This window comes from Clostridium pasteurianum (assembly GCF_001705235.1).
Taxonomy (GTDB): Bacteria; Bacillota; Clostridia; order Clostridiales; family Clostridiaceae; genus Clostridium_S; species Clostridium_S pasteurianum_A.
Window position 1 is genome coordinate 4,056,474 of record NZ_MCGV01000001.1, and the last position, 18,174, is coordinate 4,074,647.

Annotated in this window: 21 protein-coding genes; all 21 read left to right on the forward strand. The window is 30.1% G+C overall.

From position 1 onward, the window contains the following. Nucleotides 1-3 precede the first annotated feature (3 nt). On the forward strand, nt 4-972 hold the full coding sequence (locus BEE63_RS18080) for a TylF/MycF/NovP-related O-methyltransferase (protein WP_066022712.1): 969 nt from the start codon (nt 4-6) through the stop codon (nt 970-972). A 26-nt stretch (nt 973-998) separates the two neighbouring features. Then, a complete protein-coding gene (locus BEE63_RS18085; protein WP_175400863.1) occupies nt 999-2,228 on the forward strand; it encodes a class I SAM-dependent methyltransferase in 1,230 nt (409 codons plus the stop codon). A 69-nt stretch (nt 2,229-2,297) separates the two neighbouring features. Further along, complete coding sequence (gene rfbG, locus BEE63_RS18090; protein ID WP_347464634.1) at nt 2,298-3,386, forward strand: CDP-glucose 4,6-dehydratase; 1,089 nt, start codon at nt 2,298-2,300, stop codon at nt 3,384-3,386. Between the two features lie 90 nt (nt 3,387-3,476). Continuing rightward, nucleotides 3,477-4,319, forward strand: coding sequence for a flagellin (locus BEE63_RS18095; protein WP_066022713.1), 843 nt, complete (start codon nt 3,477-3,479; stop codon nt 4,317-4,319). A gap of 132 nt (nt 4,320-4,451) precedes the next feature. Further along, nucleotides 4,452-4,622: a hypothetical protein gene (locus BEE63_RS21800; protein ID WP_157797120.1), complete on the forward strand. Its 171-nt coding sequence runs from the start codon at nt 4,452-4,454 to the stop codon at nt 4,620-4,622. A gap of 264 nt (nt 4,623-4,886) precedes the next feature. Next, complete coding sequence (locus tag BEE63_RS18100) at nt 4,887-5,651, forward strand: cytidylyltransferase domain-containing protein (RefSeq protein WP_066023285.1); 765 nt, start codon at nt 4,887-4,889, stop codon at nt 5,649-5,651. 35 nt (nt 5,652-5,686) lie between these two features. Continuing rightward, nucleotides 5,687-6,709, forward strand: coding sequence for a UDP-2,4-diacetamido-2,4,6-trideoxy-beta-L-altropyranose hydrolase (pseG, locus tag BEE63_RS18105; RefSeq protein ID WP_242874856.1), 1,023 nt, complete (start codon nt 5,687-5,689; stop codon nt 6,707-6,709). A gap of 190 nt (nt 6,710-6,899) precedes the next feature. Then, entirely contained in the window at nt 6,900-7,301 is a 402-nt protein-coding gene (gene flgB / locus BEE63_RS18110) for a flagellar basal body rod protein FlgB (protein ID WP_066022715.1), read from the forward strand. A 29-nt stretch (nt 7,302-7,330) separates the two neighbouring features. After that, nucleotides 7,331-7,762 carry a flagellar basal body rod protein FlgC gene (flgC, locus tag BEE63_RS18115; RefSeq protein ID WP_066022716.1) on the forward strand — a complete coding sequence of 144 codons (432 nt, stop codon included), beginning with the start codon at nt 7,331-7,333 and terminating at the stop codon, nt 7,760-7,762. 13 nt (nt 7,763-7,775) lie between these two features. After that, nucleotides 7,776-8,126 (forward strand): flagellar hook-basal body complex protein FliE, encoded by a 351-nt coding sequence (fliE, locus tag BEE63_RS18120; protein ID WP_066022717.1) that lies wholly within the window; start codon nt 7,776-7,778, stop codon nt 8,124-8,126. A 15-nt stretch (nt 8,127-8,141) separates the two neighbouring features. After that, the gene (gene fliF, locus BEE63_RS18125) at nt 8,142-9,788 is read left to right on the forward strand and encodes a flagellar basal-body MS-ring/collar protein FliF (protein ID WP_066022718.1); all 1,647 of its coding nucleotides are present in this window, start codon (nt 8,142-8,144) and stop codon (nt 9,786-9,788) included. Nucleotides 9,789-9,794: 6 nt separating this feature from the next. Beyond that, nucleotides 9,795-10,811: a flagellar motor switch protein FliG gene (fliG, locus tag BEE63_RS18130; RefSeq protein ID WP_066022719.1), complete on the forward strand. Its 1,017-nt coding sequence runs from the start codon at nt 9,795-9,797 to the stop codon at nt 10,809-10,811. After that, nucleotides 10,795-11,562, forward strand: coding sequence for a FliH/SctL family protein (locus tag BEE63_RS18135; RefSeq protein ID WP_066022720.1), 768 nt, complete (start codon nt 10,795-10,797; stop codon nt 11,560-11,562). Before fliG ends, BEE63_RS18135 begins: the two co-directional genes overlap by 17 nt. 13 nt (nt 11,563-11,575) lie before the next feature. After that, nucleotides 11,576-12,889 (forward strand): flagellar protein export ATPase FliI, encoded by a 1,314-nt coding sequence (gene fliI, locus BEE63_RS18140; protein ID WP_066022721.1) that lies wholly within the window; start codon nt 11,576-11,578, stop codon nt 12,887-12,889. Between the two features lie 14 nt (nt 12,890-12,903). Beyond that, nucleotides 12,904-13,341 carry a flagellar export protein FliJ gene (gene fliJ / locus BEE63_RS18145; RefSeq protein WP_066022722.1) on the forward strand — a complete coding sequence of 146 codons (438 nt, stop codon included), beginning with the start codon at nt 12,904-12,906 and terminating at the stop codon, nt 13,339-13,341. A gap of 10 nt (nt 13,342-13,351) precedes the next feature. Further along, on the forward strand, nt 13,352-14,794 hold the full coding sequence (locus tag BEE63_RS18150) for a flagellar hook-length control protein FliK (protein WP_066022723.1): 1,443 nt from the start codon (nt 13,352-13,354) through the stop codon (nt 14,792-14,794). Between the two features lie 11 nt (nt 14,795-14,805). After that, on the forward strand, nt 14,806-15,570 hold the full coding sequence (locus tag BEE63_RS18155) for a flagellar hook capping FlgD N-terminal domain-containing protein (RefSeq protein WP_066022724.1): 765 nt from the start codon (nt 14,806-14,808) through the stop codon (nt 15,568-15,570). A gap of 25 nt (nt 15,571-15,595) precedes the next feature. Continuing rightward, nucleotides 15,596-15,994, forward strand: a complete 399-nt coding sequence (locus BEE63_RS18160; protein ID WP_066022725.1) for a TIGR02530 family flagellar biosynthesis protein — start codon at nt 15,596-15,598, stop codon at nt 15,992-15,994. Between the two features lie 85 nt (nt 15,995-16,079). Beyond that, nucleotides 16,080-17,339 carry a flagellar hook-basal body complex protein gene (locus BEE63_RS18165; RefSeq protein ID WP_066022726.1) on the forward strand — a complete coding sequence of 420 codons (1,260 nt, stop codon included), beginning with the start codon at nt 16,080-16,082 and terminating at the stop codon, nt 17,337-17,339. Nucleotides 17,340-17,420: 81 nt separating this feature from the next. After that, nucleotides 17,421-17,615 (forward strand): flagellar FlbD family protein, encoded by a 195-nt coding sequence (locus BEE63_RS18170; RefSeq protein ID WP_066022727.1) that lies wholly within the window; start codon nt 17,421-17,423, stop codon nt 17,613-17,615. 37 nt (nt 17,616-17,652) lie between these two features. Beyond that, complete coding sequence (locus BEE63_RS18175; protein WP_066022728.1) at nt 17,653-18,168, forward strand: flagellar basal body-associated FliL family protein; 516 nt, start codon at nt 17,653-17,655, stop codon at nt 18,166-18,168. Nucleotides 18,169-18,174 lie beyond the last annotated feature (6 nt).

Below are 18,174 nucleotides of genomic sequence, written 5' to 3' on the forward strand. Positions count from 1 at the left end.
AAAATGATAAAGAATATTATTGCATATGGGGCTGGAGCAGCATTTAGAAATTATTTAAATACATGTACTAATACAAACAATATTTTATTTGCAATTGATAACAATTTAGAAAAAGACGATATACATGGAATTAAATTATACAAGAAAAACTTTTTGAAACAATATGTAGAAAGTAACAATGTTGAGAATTATTTTATTGTGATTTTTGCAATGTCATCTAAAGTAGTTAATGAGATAAGTGATGAATTAATGAGTTTAGGACTTAAATATAAAGAAAATTTTGATGAGTACAGTATTCTAATAAAAGATGATATTAAAGAGCAACTTGAAAAGCAAGAGATTTCTTTAATGGAAAATGATTATTTGTTTACAAAAAGTATTTTGAGAAATATGAAAATAGATAATCAATCTTCAGTTATTGGTTCATGGTTAATTATGTCTATTATAAAAAACACTAAAAATTTAGAAGGAGATATTATAGAATTAGGTGCTTATAAATGTGGACTTTCTTATTTTTTGACTTTATATAAAACGATATATGAAGATTATAGAAAATATTACATAGTAGATTCTTTTGAAGGATTTAAAGACCATGTATCTGGTTTTGATCCTACATTTTTAAAGGGTATGTTTAAGGACACTTCTTATGAAGAAATGTTAAATTTATTTAAAGACTTTAAAGATGTTATTATAACGAAAGGATTTATTCCTGAAGTATTAACTAATTTTGATAATAATAAATTTTCTGTTGTATATTATGATTGTGACACATACGAATCTTGTAAACAATCATTAATGTATTTTTATCCTAAGTTGTGTAAGGGAGGATATTTTATTATACATGATTATTTTGCAAAGAAGGAAGGAGCAACTGGAGTAAAAAGGTCTGTTGATGAGTTTTTGAGTGCAAATAAAAGTGTTAAGAGTATAAGAGTACCAGAGACTACACATATAATATTAAGAAATGCATAAAATTTAAAATTTAGAGGGTGATTTTTTTGGCTGATATAAAGATAGTGAAACGAAATGAATGTAGAATATGTGGTGGGCATGATTTAAAAAAGTGGCTTACATTAAAAGATATGCCTTTAACGGATGATTTAAGAAGTAAGAATAATTTTAAAAATGAATTTACTCATAATATTGATATCTATTTTTGTAATGATTGTCATGTATCTCAAACATTAGATGATGTTGATTATAGTAATTATTATGATACATATAATTATACTGTGGGTGAAAGCGACTTTGCTAATAAGTTTATGAGAAAACTTGTAGATAAACTTTATAGTGAATTTAATCTAAAAAAGAATTCTAAGGTTGTAGAAATAGGCTCTAGTGATGGAAAACAATTGTCTTATTTTAAGAAAAAAGGGGCAAGGGTTTTTGGATTTGAACCTTCGAAGGAGTTATGTGCATTAAGCAGAGAAAAGGGTGTTAGTGTTTATCAGGGGCTGTTTGAAGAAAATTCAATTAATGATTTACCAAGCGATTTAAGGAAAGTTGACGTTGTACTTTTAACTTATACTTTTGATCATATGCCTGAACCTAAAAAGATTTTACTTGATATAAAAAAGATTTTAGATACTGAGAATGGTATATTAGTACTTGAAATTCATGATTTGAAAAAAATTTTAGAGCGTAAAGAATATTGCCTTTTTGAACATGAACATACTATATACATGTCAACTGAGACCCTAGAACGAACTTTAGATAAATATGGATTCGAGCTTGTTACAACGGATTTACTAAATGAATCAGAAAGAAGGGGAAATTCCCTTTTAGCAGTAATTAAATTGAAAAAAGATAATTCAAAAAAAATTTTGGAAAATACTTTTATGGATAGTTTTGACACATATGAGAAATTTGAATCCGAGTTAAGAAATAGTATAGATAAATTAGATCAATTTGTAATTGAAGCTGCTAAAAAAGGAAAAACGATTGCTGGATTTGGAGCAGGTGGTAGAGGAGTTATGACTTTAGCAGCAATGAAATCTAGTAAAGCTATATCTTATATTTGCGATAATAATATTTTTAATGAAGAAATGTACACACCTAAAACTCATATTAAAATTGTTAGTCCGTTAAAGTTGGTATCAGATCCTGTTGATATTTTAATTGTCTTTAGTTATGGTTATATTGATGAAATTAGAAAGCAAGTACTTTCTTTAACAAAAAAAGATATTAAAATAGTAAGCTTATTGGATTTACTCATGGGTAAGAATTAAAATATATTACTAATTTACTGATAAAGCAATTTGAAAAATATATTGAAGATAGGTGGGAGGCACTATTAATTGATAAATAATTTGAAAAATGTATTTTCAAATAAAAATGTATTAGTTACCGGTCATACAGGGTTTAAAGGTTCGTGGCTTTCTATGTGGTTAAAAAAATTAGGGGCTAATGTTATAGGATATTCATTAGATCCATACACAAAGAATGACAACTTTAATGTCTGTGGACTTTCAGGTAGGCTTATAGATATAAGGGGAGATATTAGAAACTCAGAAAAACTTGAAAATGTATTTAATACATATAAACCAGAATTTGTATTTCATCTTGCAGCACAGCCACTTGTTAGGAAATCTTATGAAAACCCAAGGGAAACATATGAAACAAATGTAATGGGAACTCTTAATGTGCTTGAAGCAATTAGGAAATGTGAAACTGTTAAAGTTGGGGTAATGGTTACTACAGATAAATGTTATGAAAATAAGGAGCAATCTATAGGATATAAAGAAACCGATCCTATGGGTGGATATGATCCATACAGTTCAAGCAAAGGATGTGCAGAACTATTAATAGCTTCTTATAGAAATTCTTTCTTTAATTTAAATGATTATTCAAAACATGGAAAAGTTGTGGCTTCAGTTAGAGCAGGCAATGTAATTGGTGGAGGAGATTTTGCACAGGATAGAATAGTCCCAGACTGTATAGGGGCAATTGAAAAAGGTGATATTATAAATATTAGAAGCCCTCATTCTGTAAGGCCCTGGCAGTTTGTATTAGAACCTTTAAGCGGTTATATGTTACTTGCGGCAAAATTGTATAATGAACCTTTAAAATATTCTGGAGCATGGAATTTTGGGCCAAATGAAACCTTAAATATTGAGGTAAAGGATGTAGTTAATCAAATTATAAAAAGTTATGGAAAAGGTAAGTGGAAGGATGTTTCAAATGAAGCAAAGCCTCATGAAGCAAATTTACTTACACTTGACTGCAGCAAAGCAAGAGAGTTTTTGGGATGGCAGCAGGCTTTAAATTTTGAGGAAACTATAGATATGACTGTTTCCTGGTATAAAAATTATTGTAATGAGGACATGTATGAGTTTTGTAAAATGCAAATAGAAGAATACACTAAGAAGCAAAAAGCACTTATATAAAATGTAAGGATGAATGTTAATTGCAATTAAAGGTTATTATGCATTTTTCGATAATAACAATATAAGTATGTAATAAGTGGAGTTGATAATATGAGAATAAATCATAATATTTATTCGTTAAAGATTTTTAAAAATTATAGAAGAGCCATTGCTGGACAAAATGTGGCTTCCAGAAATTTATCTTCTGGAATTAAAGTTAATAATGCTGCTGATAATCCATATGCAATTGATAAAGATGAAAAATTTAATATGCAGCTTCGTGGTCTTCAAAAAGTAAGTCAAAATTCTCAGGATACTGTAAGTTTGCTACAAACAGCTGAGGGTGGAATTGATGGAATTAGCTCTATGGCTAATAGAATTAGAGAATTAGCACTTCAAGCAGCAAATGGTACAAGTAATGATAACAATAGAGCAGATTCTCAATTAGAAGTAAGTCAGCTTATTGATGGCATAAATAATTTAGCTAAAAGTACTAATATAAATAATGTTTCATTATTAGACAGTGACAATCCTAATGCATTACAATGTTTAGTTGGATATAATGCAGGGGAGGCTATTACTGTACCAACTTTTGATTTTAAAACAGATAATCTTACGGATGCATCAGGTAATAAACTAACAGATGTTAATATTTCAACATATGCAGGTGCTAAGACTGCTATCAATGTTGTGGATGCTGTATTATCAAAGATTGATGATGCTAGAGGCCAATATGGAGCTTTAGAGAATAGGTTTAATTCAACTGTAGCCAATACAGATATTTTAAATTCACAGATTCAAAGTGCAGATAGTGATGTTATGGATGTGGATGTTGCTGGAGAATTACTTGAATATTCCAAGCAAAGTATAATAGTTCAAGCCGGTACAGCTATGATGGCTCAAGCTAATAAATTTCCACAAGATGTATTAAATATACTTAAAAATGTAAAATGATTATATTTTTTTTGTAAATATTAAGTTGTTGAATTAGTAAAATGTTATCTTCTAATTCAACAACTTATTTATTTGGATTTTAAATAAATACTATATATAGAGGCAAGAAAAATTATGTCAAAGTAATATAAATTGAGTATAGATGCACATCCAAGTATATATAAACCTGAGAATAGAAAACTAGACGTTTATTTTAGTGAACCTGAGTGCGGTGTTAATGATGATACAGGAATTCTTCTATTTATAGATGGATATGTAGCATCAGCAGATTCATTAGATATGATTATCTTGGGAAAACATTAAATAATGATGGAGAATTACTTGATTTGCAATCTCTTTATAATAAATTTCAAAATAATTGTATGCATGCAGATTTTATTAAAACGTTTGATTATTCAAGTAATATGCCAGTTTTAAAAGTTAAATATAAGTAATAAAATTTATAGCATAAAGGGAAAAATTATAATATTGAATGTTTGCTGAAAAGCAGGTATACTTTTTTAAGAAATAGTATCTAAAAACTTTATGTTTTTAGACAATTACAAGTATGGGGAAAAGGTGAGTGTTATGCCAAAAATTTTTTGTATTGTCCAAGCAAGGATGGGGTCGGAAAGATTATCGGGTAAAGTATTGAAGCCTATTTTGGGAAAACCGATGATTATTCATACACTTGATAGATTAAAAAAATCAAAATATATAGATAAAATAATTCTTGCAACTTCATTAATGGAGAGGGAATTACCACTTGTAAGAAAATGTGAACAATATGGATATGATGTATTTAGGGGCTCAGAGAATGATGTGCTTAAAAGATATATTGAGGCTGGAGAAAAATTTGGTGCATTAAGTCAAGATATTATAATAAGGGTAACTGGAGATTGCCCTTTTATAGACCCTGTAATAGTTGATAATGTTATAACAAAATTTTTATGTAATGATTATGATTATGTAAGGCTTGATGTTCCTGAAACATTCGTACGTGGATTTGATGTTGAAATATTTTTATTTAATGTACTAAGCAAGGTAAATTATCTTATAAATAAAGACAATGAAAATATTTCAGAAAAAGAAAAGAAAATGTATAAAGAACATGTTACTCTTTATATATACAAGCACCCTGAAAAATTTAAAATAGGTTGTGTAAAAGGAAATGAGTTTTACAAAAAAAATTATAGATTATGTGTAGATACTAAAGAGGATTATAGAGTGGTTCAGCAAATATATGATTATTTTAAGGATGATTTTATTTCAGCAAAAGATGTAATTAAATATTTAGATGAACATAAAAAGATTGCAAATATTAATTGTGATATAGAACAAAAAAAGGTGTGAAAATTATTATAAAGTAGCTTTACAGAATAAGGGTTGTGATACAATTGAAAATTTTAATTAGAGCTGATGGTGGGGGCAATATAGGTATGGGTCATATTATGAGAACACTTGCTCTTGCTAAAGAACTCAAGAAACATTTTGATATATCATATGTTTGCAAAACTTCCGGGAAAAATGTTGAAGATAAGACTTATGGCAAATATTTTAAAGGAATAAATAAAGTTTTGTCTTCAGGTTTTAATATTGAACTTGTAAGGGAAAATAGATTGTTTCATGATTTAGGAGATTTAACAGGAGATGTATTAATAACAGATAGCTACGATGTAAATGATAAGTATTTTAGTTTGGTAGGTGATATGTTTAATAAAAGTATATATATAGATGATATGTGTCTTCATAATTTTAATGATGTAGATATGATTATAAATCAAAATATAAATGCAGAGGATTTAAATTATGGTACAAATGCTAAATTACTTTTAGGATGTAAATATGCTATGGTTAGAAATGAATTTAAAAATGTTACTGCTAAAAATATAAAAGGAAATGTTTACGATATAATGATTACTATGGGCGGTACAGATCCTTTTTTTATTACATTAAAACTTCTTGATTATTTGAAGAATGAACATTATAAATTCCATGTAGTTATTGGAAAATATTTTGATGATAGTTATATAGAAAAACTTAAAAGTTATAAAAACTTAGGAAATATAAAATTTTATTATAATGCTGATATGTGCTCATTAATGAAAAATGCGGATATATGTATATCGGCGGCTGGAAGTACACTTTATGAATTGTGTGCTGTTGGTGTACCATCATTATCCATTATTATGGCAAAGAATCAAATCGAAGTTGCAAAGCGATTCGATTCTCTAAAAATAATAAGAAATGTTGGATGGTATAATAAATTAAGTAAACAAAAAATTTTAGCTGAAATAAATAATTTAAGTTTTGATTATGATATGAGAAGGCAAGTTTCCATTAAGTCTCAGAAACTTGTGGATGGTAAGGGAACATTTAGAATAACTAAAGAAATAATGAGTATAGTGTGATAAAAGATATTTAATTGATATTTTAATTATATCTTAAAATTTTCTAAAATGGTTTCAAAGTTTTTTGAAATATAGTATAATTATAATATGCAAAAATAATGCAAATTTTAAATTTGAGAAGGATTTTAATTATTTTTGTCCAATTAATTAAATAGGGTATTAAAATTTATTAAAGGGAGGAGAATTTTTAATGAATTTAAGTAACATTTCAAGCAGCCAATTTACATATGATTTACTTGGTAAAGGATTGGATGCAACATCTAAAAGAGAGAAAGTTATATCTAATAATATGGCCAATATTAATACTGCAAATTATAAAAGATATTATGTAAACTTTGAAGATAATTTGAAAAATTCAATGGATAATCTTGAAATGGAGACAACAGATCCCAAACATATAAATGATGGGACTGGATTTGGGGATATTTCAGTAAAAAGAGATACTTCATCAAGTGTTAGAGAAGATGGAAATAATGTTGATATTGATACTGAATCTTCAAATGAAGCTCAAAACACATTAGAATATTACACACTTATAAATCAAATAAGTAACAGAATAAGTATGGAAAGCAACGTTATAAATTCAAAATAAATTAGTAATTATGTAGGAGGTGGATTTTAGTGGGTGCTTTTGATTCACTTAATATAAGTTCAAGTGGTCTTTCTGCTGAAAGGCTTAGGATGGATACTATAGCTTCTAATGTAGCGAATATTTCTACTACAAGAACAGCAGAAGGTGGACCTTATAGAAGAAAAGTAGCAGTTTTTCAGAATAATTTTGAAAATGAATTTAATACACAAACTGGCAAGTATGATCAAAAACTATTAGGTGTTAGGGCTGTAAAGATTGCTGAAGATCAGTCTCCTTTTAAAATGAAATATGATCCTGGTAATCCTGATGCTAATGCAGATGGATATGTAGCTATGCCTAATGTTGATATTTTAAATGAAATGGCAGATATGATGGCTTCAACTAGAGCTTATGAGGCTAATGTAACTGCTATGAATGATGAAAAAGGAATGTATACAAAGGCTTTAGAAATTGGTAAGTAAGGAGTAAATATTTATGAGAGTTGATGAATTTATACCGGATAGTGTCAAAAATGCACTTAATAGTACCGGAGTAGTAAATAAAAATGCGGTTAGTTCAAATAATAATGTGATTGATGATGAAAATAGTGGAAAAGATACAAACAATGTAAATTTTGGGAATATATTGGAACAAAAATTGCAAGATGTAAATAATAAGCAAATAGATGCTGACAACACAACGAATCAGTTTGTTGAAGGCGACAATGTGGATGTACATAAAGTAATGTTATCAACTGAAGAAGCAAAATTATCACTGGAACTTGCTATACAGGTAAGGAATAAATTAGTAGATGCATATCAGGAGTTAAATAGAATGCAGTTATAGCGGGGAGTGCTGGTGATGAATAAACTATTAGACGTTTTTAAGAACTTAAAGGATAAATGGACAGAACTTAGCAAGAGAAAAAAGATAGTTTCTGTAATACTTGTTTTAGCTATTGTGATTTCATTAATATCATTTATAATGCTAAAAACCAGAACAAAGTATGCGGTTCTATTTTCTAAATTAGATTCAACTGATGCATCTACGGTTATGAAAAAACTTGATGAGGATAAGATTCCACATAAGGAGGATTCATCTGATAATACTATATATGTTCCGGAGCAGAACGTTGATAAACTTAGACTTCAATATGCATCTACTTTAAAAAATGGTAGTACAGGATTTGAACTATTTGATAATAGTAATAGTAAATTTGGAACTACTGATTCTGAATTTAAGGTTGAATATCAAAGAGCCCTTCAAGGCGAACTTGAAAGAACTATAAAAGGTCTTGGTGCCGTTGATGATGCAAGGGTTCAGCTTGTTATGTCAGAGGATTCAGCTTTTGTTAAAGATTCAACTGCGGCTTCAGCTTCTGTAACCCTTAAAATGAAAGATGGACAAACACTTACTAAAGATCAAGTAAAAGCTATAATAGCATTAGTTTCTGGTAGTGTTAAAAATTTATCTAAGGGCAATATTCAGGTTGTTGATGATAAAATGAATCTTTTAAGTAAAGGCTTGTATGACAGCAAGGGAAATGATTTTGACTCTGACTCCGGTTCTGATTCTGCTCAAAGTAGAAATAAGATGGAAACAACTGTTGAGAATCAGTTAGAAAAGAAGGCTCTTGATGCTCTTGAAGAGATTTATGGAAAAGGAAAAGTTAAAGTTAAAATTAATGCAGATTTAAATTTTGATTCTAATGAAACAAATACAGAAACATATTATGATAACAAGGGAAATCCAAATGATACTAAAAATCCTGTTATAGTTAGTCAACATGACCAAGAAAGTAATAATACTGGTGGTGCTGGTAATAATTCAGGAAGTACAGTTGATAATAATACTAATAGTAATACTATTACTAATGCTAATAATGGATCTACTTCAACAAGTAAAGATACCACTACGAATTATGATGTTAGTAGTGAAAAATCTAAAATTGTCAAGGCTCCTGGTGATATAACAAGACTTACAGTTTCGGTGCTTGTTGATGGCAAGGTTAGTGGGACAACGCAAGCAACACTAACTAATATTGTAAGTAATGCAGTTGGCGTTAATCAGCAAAGAGGAGATAGTGTAAGTGTAGAGGGTATGCCATTTGATACAACTGCACAAGACAATGCAAAGAAAGAACTTAAAGAAATGCAGCAAGAACAAGATGCTGCTAAGAAGAAGAAGCTTTATATAGGCATTGGAATAGGAGCTGCAATTTTACTTATCATAATTGCTTTAGCTGTATTTATGATAATAAAGAGGAGACGAAACGAGAACGAAGATGAATTTGAAGATGAGGATTTAGATAATACTCAAAACATTGATGCTGTAATTGGTGATGAAATCGAAAATAAAAAGACTAAAGTGAAATTTGCACCAATTGATTTTGATGGAGAAGAAAATGAGCAAATTCATGTTGAAAAAGAAATTAAGAAGTATGCTTCAACTAAGCCGGAACAAGTTGTTGATATTGTTAAAGCTTGGCTGAAAAATGATGAGAGGTGATAGTATATGGCTAATAAGGAACAGAAGTTAACTGGTGTTCAGAAAGCGGCCATACTATTCATTACTCTTGGGCCAGAGGCTTCAGCTAATATAATTAAAAAGCTTCCAGAAAGAGAAATTCAGAGAATAACTTATGAAATAGCGAATATTTCTGGTGTTAAATCTCAATATAAGCAGGAAGTTCTTCAAGAATTCATAGAAATGAATAAAGCCAAAGATTATATCTTAGAAGGTGGAGTTGATTATGCTAGAGATTTACTTGCTAAAGCATTAGGTAATCAAAAGGCAAAAGAAATACTTGATAAAGTGGCTGAAGAGACAGAACAGTATAGACCGTTTTCTATTGCAAGGAAAGCAGATGCTCATCAACTTTTGAATGTGATAATGAATGAGCATCCACAGACAATTTCACTTATATTATGTTACCTTCAACCGGACAAAGCAGGTCAAATATTATCGGCTCTTCCGGAAGAAGTTCAAAATGATGTAGCATATAGGGTTGCAAATATAAATAATACGTCTCCTATGGTTATAAAGGAAATAGAAAAAGTATTAAATAGTAAATTATCGTCTGTAGTAAGATCTGATGTAACAGTTATAGGAGGAGTTAAAACTCTTGTTGATATATTAAATCAGGTTGATAGAACTACAGAGAAAAATATTACAGAAGGACTTGAAAAAGAAAATCCAGAACTTGCAGAGAAAGTCAAAGAATCTATGTTTGTATTTGAAGATATCATTAGTCTTGATGATGCAGCAATTCAAAGAGTTCTTAGAGAAGTTGATAATAAGGATCTTGGAATGGCTCTTAAGGGATGTTCAGAGGAAGTTGCGGATGCTGTTTATAGGAACCAATCTAAGAGGGCATCAGCAGCACTTAAAGAGGATATAGAATTCCTGGGACCTGTAAGACTTGTAGATGTTGAAAAAGCACAACAGAAGATTGTTGGAGTAATTAGGAGACTTGATGATGCTGGAGAAATTGTAATTTCAAGAGGTGGAGAAGATGCTATTATCCTCTAATATTATTGATTATGAAAGAATATTAGATAAAAATAAGGAACACGTAATTCCTGTAGCTGAAGTAAAATCTTTTGAGGAGTATAAAAAACTTGCAGGTGATAGTGAGCAGGCTGAGATTGAGCAATATACTGCAATTGCGGACGCTATTTTAAGTAAAGCTAAAGCAGAAGCGGAAGAAATAAAGAATAAAGGAATAGAAGAGTCAAGAGATGCTTATAAAAAAGCATATGATGAAGCCTATGAAAAAGGTCTCAGTGAAGGAAGAAAAAAGGGACATGATGATGCTTACAATGATACTTTTGTAAAAGGTAATATGGAGATTGAAAATTTAAAATCGCTTGCACAGCAGAATGCTTCAAACATTATTAAGAGTGCTAAATACGAGGTAGAAGAGTATTTTAAAAGTAAAGAAAAAGAAATAAAAAAACTAGCACTTGAAATGGCACAGCATGTATTAAAGGAGAGAGTTTCTGAGAGTGATGGGTTAAATAATATGATTTATGAAGCTATTAATCTTTCAAAGAATACTAAAACTATAATAATAAAGTGCAATAAAAAACATTCTGAAAGTGTTAAAGCGGCACTTAAAGATTGGAAGAGGACTCTTCCATATCATGGAGAATTTTTTGTGATTGATGATGGATATGTAGAAGAAGATTCAGCAATTGTGGAAAGAGATAATGGAAAAGTTAAAGTTAGTATTAAGGGTGCACTTCAAAATATAAAAGAAGTATTATTTAAAACTGAATAATACAGGTGATTAAATGATAGATATTGATTTTGATGAGATTATAGATAGAGTAAAAGAGAGTAAAACTGAATATGTAGAGGGAATTGTAAACAAAGTTATAGGTCTCACTATTGAAGTTGATGGTATAAAGGCTTTTGTAGGTGAGGTATGTATAATTTACAATGAGAAGAATAAGGAAATAAAATGCGAGGTTGTTGGATTTAATGAGGGACATGTAATTTTAATGCCGCTTGGAGAACTTGAAGGTATATCTCCAGGCTGCAAAGTTGTTCCAAAAGGTATTCCGCTTTCTGTAAGGTGTTCAGATGAATTATTGGGAAGAGTTTTAGATGGTCTCGGTAATCCTTTAAGTGGTGGAAAGGTAGAAAATGGCGTATTATATTCACTTGATAGAGAACCACCTAATCCTTTGAAAAGGAAGAGAATTAAAAATACTATTTCAACAGGAATAAGGGCTATAGATGGTTTCTTAACCTGTGGTGAAGGACAAAGGATTGGTATTTTTGCAGGAAGTGGTGTTGGTAAAAGCACGACTCTTGGAATGATTGCAAGAGAAGCTAAAGCTGATATAAATATAATAGCACTTATAGGTGAAAGAGGAAGAGAAGTTTTAGATTTTATAGAAAAGGATCTTGGTGAAGAAGGGCTTAAAAGATCAATAATTGTATGTGCTACCTCTGATAAACCTGCACTTGTTAGACTTAAAGGAGCATTTACAGCTACAGCTATAGCAGAATATTTTAGAGATAAAGGGAAAAAAGTAATTTTAATGATGGATTCTGTAACTAGATTTGCTATGGCACAAAGGGAAGTGGGGCTTGCAACGGGAGAACCACCGGCAACAAAAGGTTATACTCCATCAGTTTTTGCAAAACTTCCTAGGCTTATGGAGCGTTCGGGTATGTCTGATAAAGGATCTATTACAGCATTTTATACAGTACTTGTTGATGGTGATGATTTTAATGAACCTATAGCTGATGCAGTAAGAAGTATACTTGATGGACATATTGTTTTATCAAGAGACCTTGCAGCACAAAATCATTATCCTGCAATAGATATTCTTAAAAGTATAAGTAGACTTATGTCAGAAGTAGCGGATAAAGATCATAAAAAAGCAGCAGGTGTTGCAAGGGATCTCCTTGCAGAATATAAAAAGAATGAAGATCTTATAAATATAGGAGCTTATGTTAAAGGTACTAATAGAAAAGTTGATATGGCGATATTTTATTATGATAAGATAATTGCATACTTAAGGCAGGGGATAGACGAAAAATCATCTTTTGAGAATAGTGTAGATTCATTAAAGAATATGTTCCTTAAAAAGTAGAAAGGAATGTGATTATGGCTGTATTTAATTTTAGGCTTCAAAAGCTTTTAGATTTGAGGATGCAGAGAGAGGAAGAAAGTAAACTTGATTTTAAAAAATCTCAAGATAAAAAGAATGAGATTCAAAACAGAATAGTTACCTTAAAAAATAATTATAACGAGTATTTTGAAAAAAGAATTTCTGGTACAGTAATTGAGCAAAAAGTAACTCAAAATTATTTGAACTTTTTAGTTGTATGTATAGATGAAGCCATAAATGATCTTGAAAGACAAAAAGCTGTGGTTGAAGAGAAAAGAAAAGTTCTCGTGAAAAAACAGGTTGAAAGAAAGACAGTTGATGTTTTAAAGGAAAAACAAAGATTGGAATTTGAAATAAATGAAAAGCAAAATGAACAAAAAATAAATGATGAACTTGCTTTATATAGCTTTATGCGAAATAGCGAAAGGGGGTGAAAATAGAAAAATGGTTAACGTTGTAAAAAGTATTGATTTAAAAACTAATTTGAGTCAAAGTAAATCTAATACAGTTAAAGATTCTTCAAAATCATCTTTTGACCAGGTTTTAAAAAGTAATTATTCTGGCGAAAATAATGTGAAAAGTAAAGAAGATGACGATTCAACCTATGAAAAAGATGATTCATCAAGTGGTAAACTTAAAGATGATTCTTTAAAAAGTGATGGAAATGTAAATGTAGGTAATGAATCAGCTAGTGATACAGGAAATGTAAATGCAGGTCATGAATCAGCTAGTGATACAGGAAATGTTAAAGACGATAAATTATGTAAATTGGTAGATGATTTGAAAAAATTAGTTAAAGATGATGATAAAAATTCAAGTTTGGATTTGCAGGGAATTTTACAACTTATTTCAGGTTTTTTGGGAAACAGCGGTGGAAATATAGACATCAATAAGCTTAAAGATTATGCTGCAAAATTAGGACTATCTGAAAATGTTCAAAATGATATTTCAAAGTTTGTTTCTGATATTAAAGATTTATTTAATGGAAATTCTACTGACAAGGTTCTTGATTTTATTAATTCAAGTTTAAAAAATATTTCAAATTTGAATTCTAATGATCATAATGAGCTAATTAGTAATATTGTAAGTGTATTGAAACAAAAAGTTAACAAGGGCGAAGATAAATCGGCGAATGTAGTGAATCACTTGAACGAAGGTCAATATGATTATGATGAAAGCTTAACGACAAATACTCAAAATACAAATTTAAATGTAATTAATCAAGAGAAGCCATTAAATAATGAAAATGCAAGTAAGAATTCTAATGATCTTTTATCGTCATCTGATAAAAAAGATGATGGGGAAAGTGCTGGAGATAGCTTTTTAAAGAATCTTGTTAATAATGGTGATAAATCTGATAGCAAGTATTTAAAGGTTACTACACTTATGAATCAAATTTCTCATAATAGTGTACAAGTTGATGGAGCAGAAGAAGTCCCTAATATAAACAAAAGTACATTTGCAGCAGATATAGTAAAATCAGTTAAGTATATGCAGAATAATAATATTCAAGAATTAACTGTGAAAATCAATCCAAAGGAACTTGGAGAAGTTCTCATAAGACTTACTATGGATAAAGGTGTTATGAAAGCAGATATTGTAGCTTCAAATAAAGATGCATATGCCCTCTTAAATGCAAATTTAAAAGACATAAATAGTAGTTTAAATAATGAAAATATAAAAATACAGACTTTTTCAGTAAATGTATATAATGAAGATACAACTTTCTTTGGAGGACAAGGTGCCAGTTATCAAAATGGTGGAAATGACAAAAATGATAGCAACAATGGAAATAGGAGCAAAAACTTAAATAGAGATATTAATGAAGAAAGTTCACAAAATGTCTCTAATGAAAATGAAATTAACAAAGTAAATGTATTTGTTTAGGAGGTGTATGTATGGCTGGTAGTACAGGTTATACTGATATTAACTCAATGAATGGCTCTAGAATAAGTGCTTCACAAGCTCAGGCGCTTAAAAACAGTAGTAGTACTTCTAGTAAAACCAATAGTATTAGTGGTTTAGACCAGAATGCTTTTTTAAAGATACTTGTTGCAGAACTTCAAAATCAAGACCCAACAAATTCTAAAGATTCTACTGAATATGTAGCACAGATGGCACAGTTTTCAAGTCTTCAGGAGATGCTAAATTTGAATACTACTATGACATTTAATGGAGCAAGCTCTTTGGTTGGAAAATTAGTAAGCCTAAGTGTAACTGATGATAATGGTAAGAATTATAAGGGCATAGTTCAAAATGTCACCAGAAATGGTAATAACATCAAACTCAATGTTGAGGTGTTAGACGATAATGGTTACCCAATAAAACAAGAAAAACGTGATGACAAGGGCAATATTATAAGAGACAGTAACGGTAACATTGAATATGAAACAACGCAAGAGCCTAAAAGGGATTCAAGTGGTAATATTGTTAAAGATGATAAGGGAAATATTATGTATGAGGATGTTCCTGTTAATAAGGTGTTAACATTTAATTATTCGGATGTTAGTTCTATAGAAAATGGAATTTATAATACCGAAAGTACAGATACTACTCCAAGTAGCAGCAGTACTACTCCAAGTAGCAGCAGTACTACTCCAAGTAGCAGCAGTAGTTCAAGTAGTAGTACTTCAAGTAGTAATAGTACTCCAAGTACAACTTAAAGTTAGATAGTGTAGGTGACAATATATGGGATATAGAGTAATAAATGGAAAGCTGCTAGAATTTCAAAGTATTTCTGATTATTCTATCCATAACAATACTGTAAAAACTAATAGGAGCAATGATTCACTTGATTTTGAAAATATTCTAGATACAAGTATTAAAGAGAAGAATCAATTCACTCTTTCAAATCATGCAGCGGAAAGACTTAAATTAAGGAATATTGATTTTAATGAAACTGACATGAAGAAAATAAATGATGGTATAAATAAAGCAAACGAAAAGGGATCAAAGGATTGTTTGATTCTTTATAAAGATGTAGCGTTGGTTACAAGTATTAAAAATAGGACTATAGTAACTGCTGTAGATAAAAATAGCAGTAAAGGGAATGTATTTACTAATATAGACAGTGTGGTTTTATTATAGCTGGACCTTATAAGGAAGCTTGTTTTGCGGAATGATAGAAGCAGAACATAAAACTGCATAAATATAAAAATTGGAGGTAGAATTTATGTCAAGAGGTATGAATGCAGGTGTAAGTGCTCTAAAAGTTTTTCAGGAACAATTGGATATAGTTGGTAACAATATAGCAAATCAAAGTACTACTGCATATAAAAATCAATCAGTTAATTTTGAGGATTCAATGAATGAAAACATTAAAGCAGCAACAGGTTCATCAACAACGTATGGTGGTACAAATCCTCAGCAAATAGGAACTGGAGTTGATGTTGCAAGCATAACAACAAATACTGGAAAGGGTGGTATAAATACAACAGGACAGACCCTTGATAACTATATAGATGGTGATGGATATTTTATGGTTGCTTCAGGTAAAAATATGTATGATGAAAGTGACTGTATAAAGGTAGACCCTGAACAGCATACTATAACATCTGCACCTACAGGAACTACAGTTCATTATACAAGAGATGGGTCTTTCCATCTTGATGCGGATGGTAACCTTCTTACAGCAGGAGGATATAAGGTACTTGGCTACTCTATGATTGGTAGAAATTCCATTGATCCAGATGCTACTTCTGGCAATAAAATATGTGGGGATTTTGTAAGTATGTCTAAAATGCAGGATGCTAGTACTGCAAATGAGAGTACTGCAACAGATACAGTTGGAGCTTCTAAATTAGAAGATAGCATTACTGCTGTTACTAACAGAACAGCAGGAAATCACTCTAGTGATAAAGATGATAAATTGTATGCAAATTCAGGAGACATAGTTTTTGTAGATAATCAGGATGCAGATTTGAGGGCTGATAACACTAATTTACATTCTTTAAAAATACCTAAAACAGTTAGAAAAGCTTATTATAATACGATTGATAAGGCATTTGAATTTAAAGATGTTGCAGTAACTGGTTTTAGTATAAGTGGCACTGGGCTTATAACAGCTACTCTTTCTGATAATTCAACAGCAGCTATAGGTCAAATTGCAACAGCTAATTTTACAAATCCAGCAGGTCTTAATAAAATTGGAGGTAATCTGGTTGATCCTTCTGCAAACTCTGGTTCGGCTATAGTTAAAAGCGGATATGCAAAGGCAATAGATGGAAAAACTGATTATAATACTGATGTAACACTTAAAGATAATAGTGGTTCCTTTGGAGCAATTACAAGTGGTGCCCTTGAATCATCAAATGTTGATCTGGCGCAGCAATTTACAGATATGATAACTGCAAGTAGAGCGTATGAAGCTAGTGGTAAAATAATAACAACTCAAGATGAAATTCTTCAAAAGTTAGTTAATCTTAAACAATGATTTTAGTTATATGATTTTTACGGGGAAATTCAATTTATATATTGGATTCCCCTGTTTAATAGCTTAATGTGAGGTGTATCAATGATAAAGCTTACGGGAATGAATGGCAGGGAATTAATATTAAATGATAATCAAATAGAAAAAATTGAGCAGGTTCCTGAAACAGTAATAACTCTTGCAAATGGGAATAAATACATTGTTCAACAGGATTCGGATGAAATCATAGATAAAATTATAGAATTTAAAAGAAGAATTTTAAAAGGTGCAATTATATAGATTATGGTATATGCCAACAAGAAGGGATGAGTAATAAATGAGTGAAAAGAACAAAAAAGGTACAAATGATAATAAAGAAAAATCTAAATTGACAATAATACTTTTAGCCATTATTGTAGTATTAGTAGTAGCTTTTGCTGCATATTTTTTATTTTTTTCTAAGAAGGCAAATCAGCCACAACCAGTTTCTAATAATAATGCTGTAAGTAATGCACAACAGGTAAATGCTGATGAAAAAACATATACTTTTGATGAAATTTTAACTAATCTTGCAGATACTGATTCAGCTAAATATGTTAAGGTTACAGTTGCACTTGGCTATAATGCTAAAAATTCAAAACTTCAATCTGAGCTTGAGGACAAAAAATCAGATATTAAAACTCCTATACTTAGAGATGCTATTGTAGATGTTCTTAGAAGTAAAAAGGCGGCTGATTTTAATCAAGAGGGAATAGATAAGATGAAGGAGCAAATGCTGAAGTCCATAAATCCACATCTTAAAAATGGTACTATAGATAATGTGTATTTTTCTGATTTAGTTATTCAACAATAATTATAA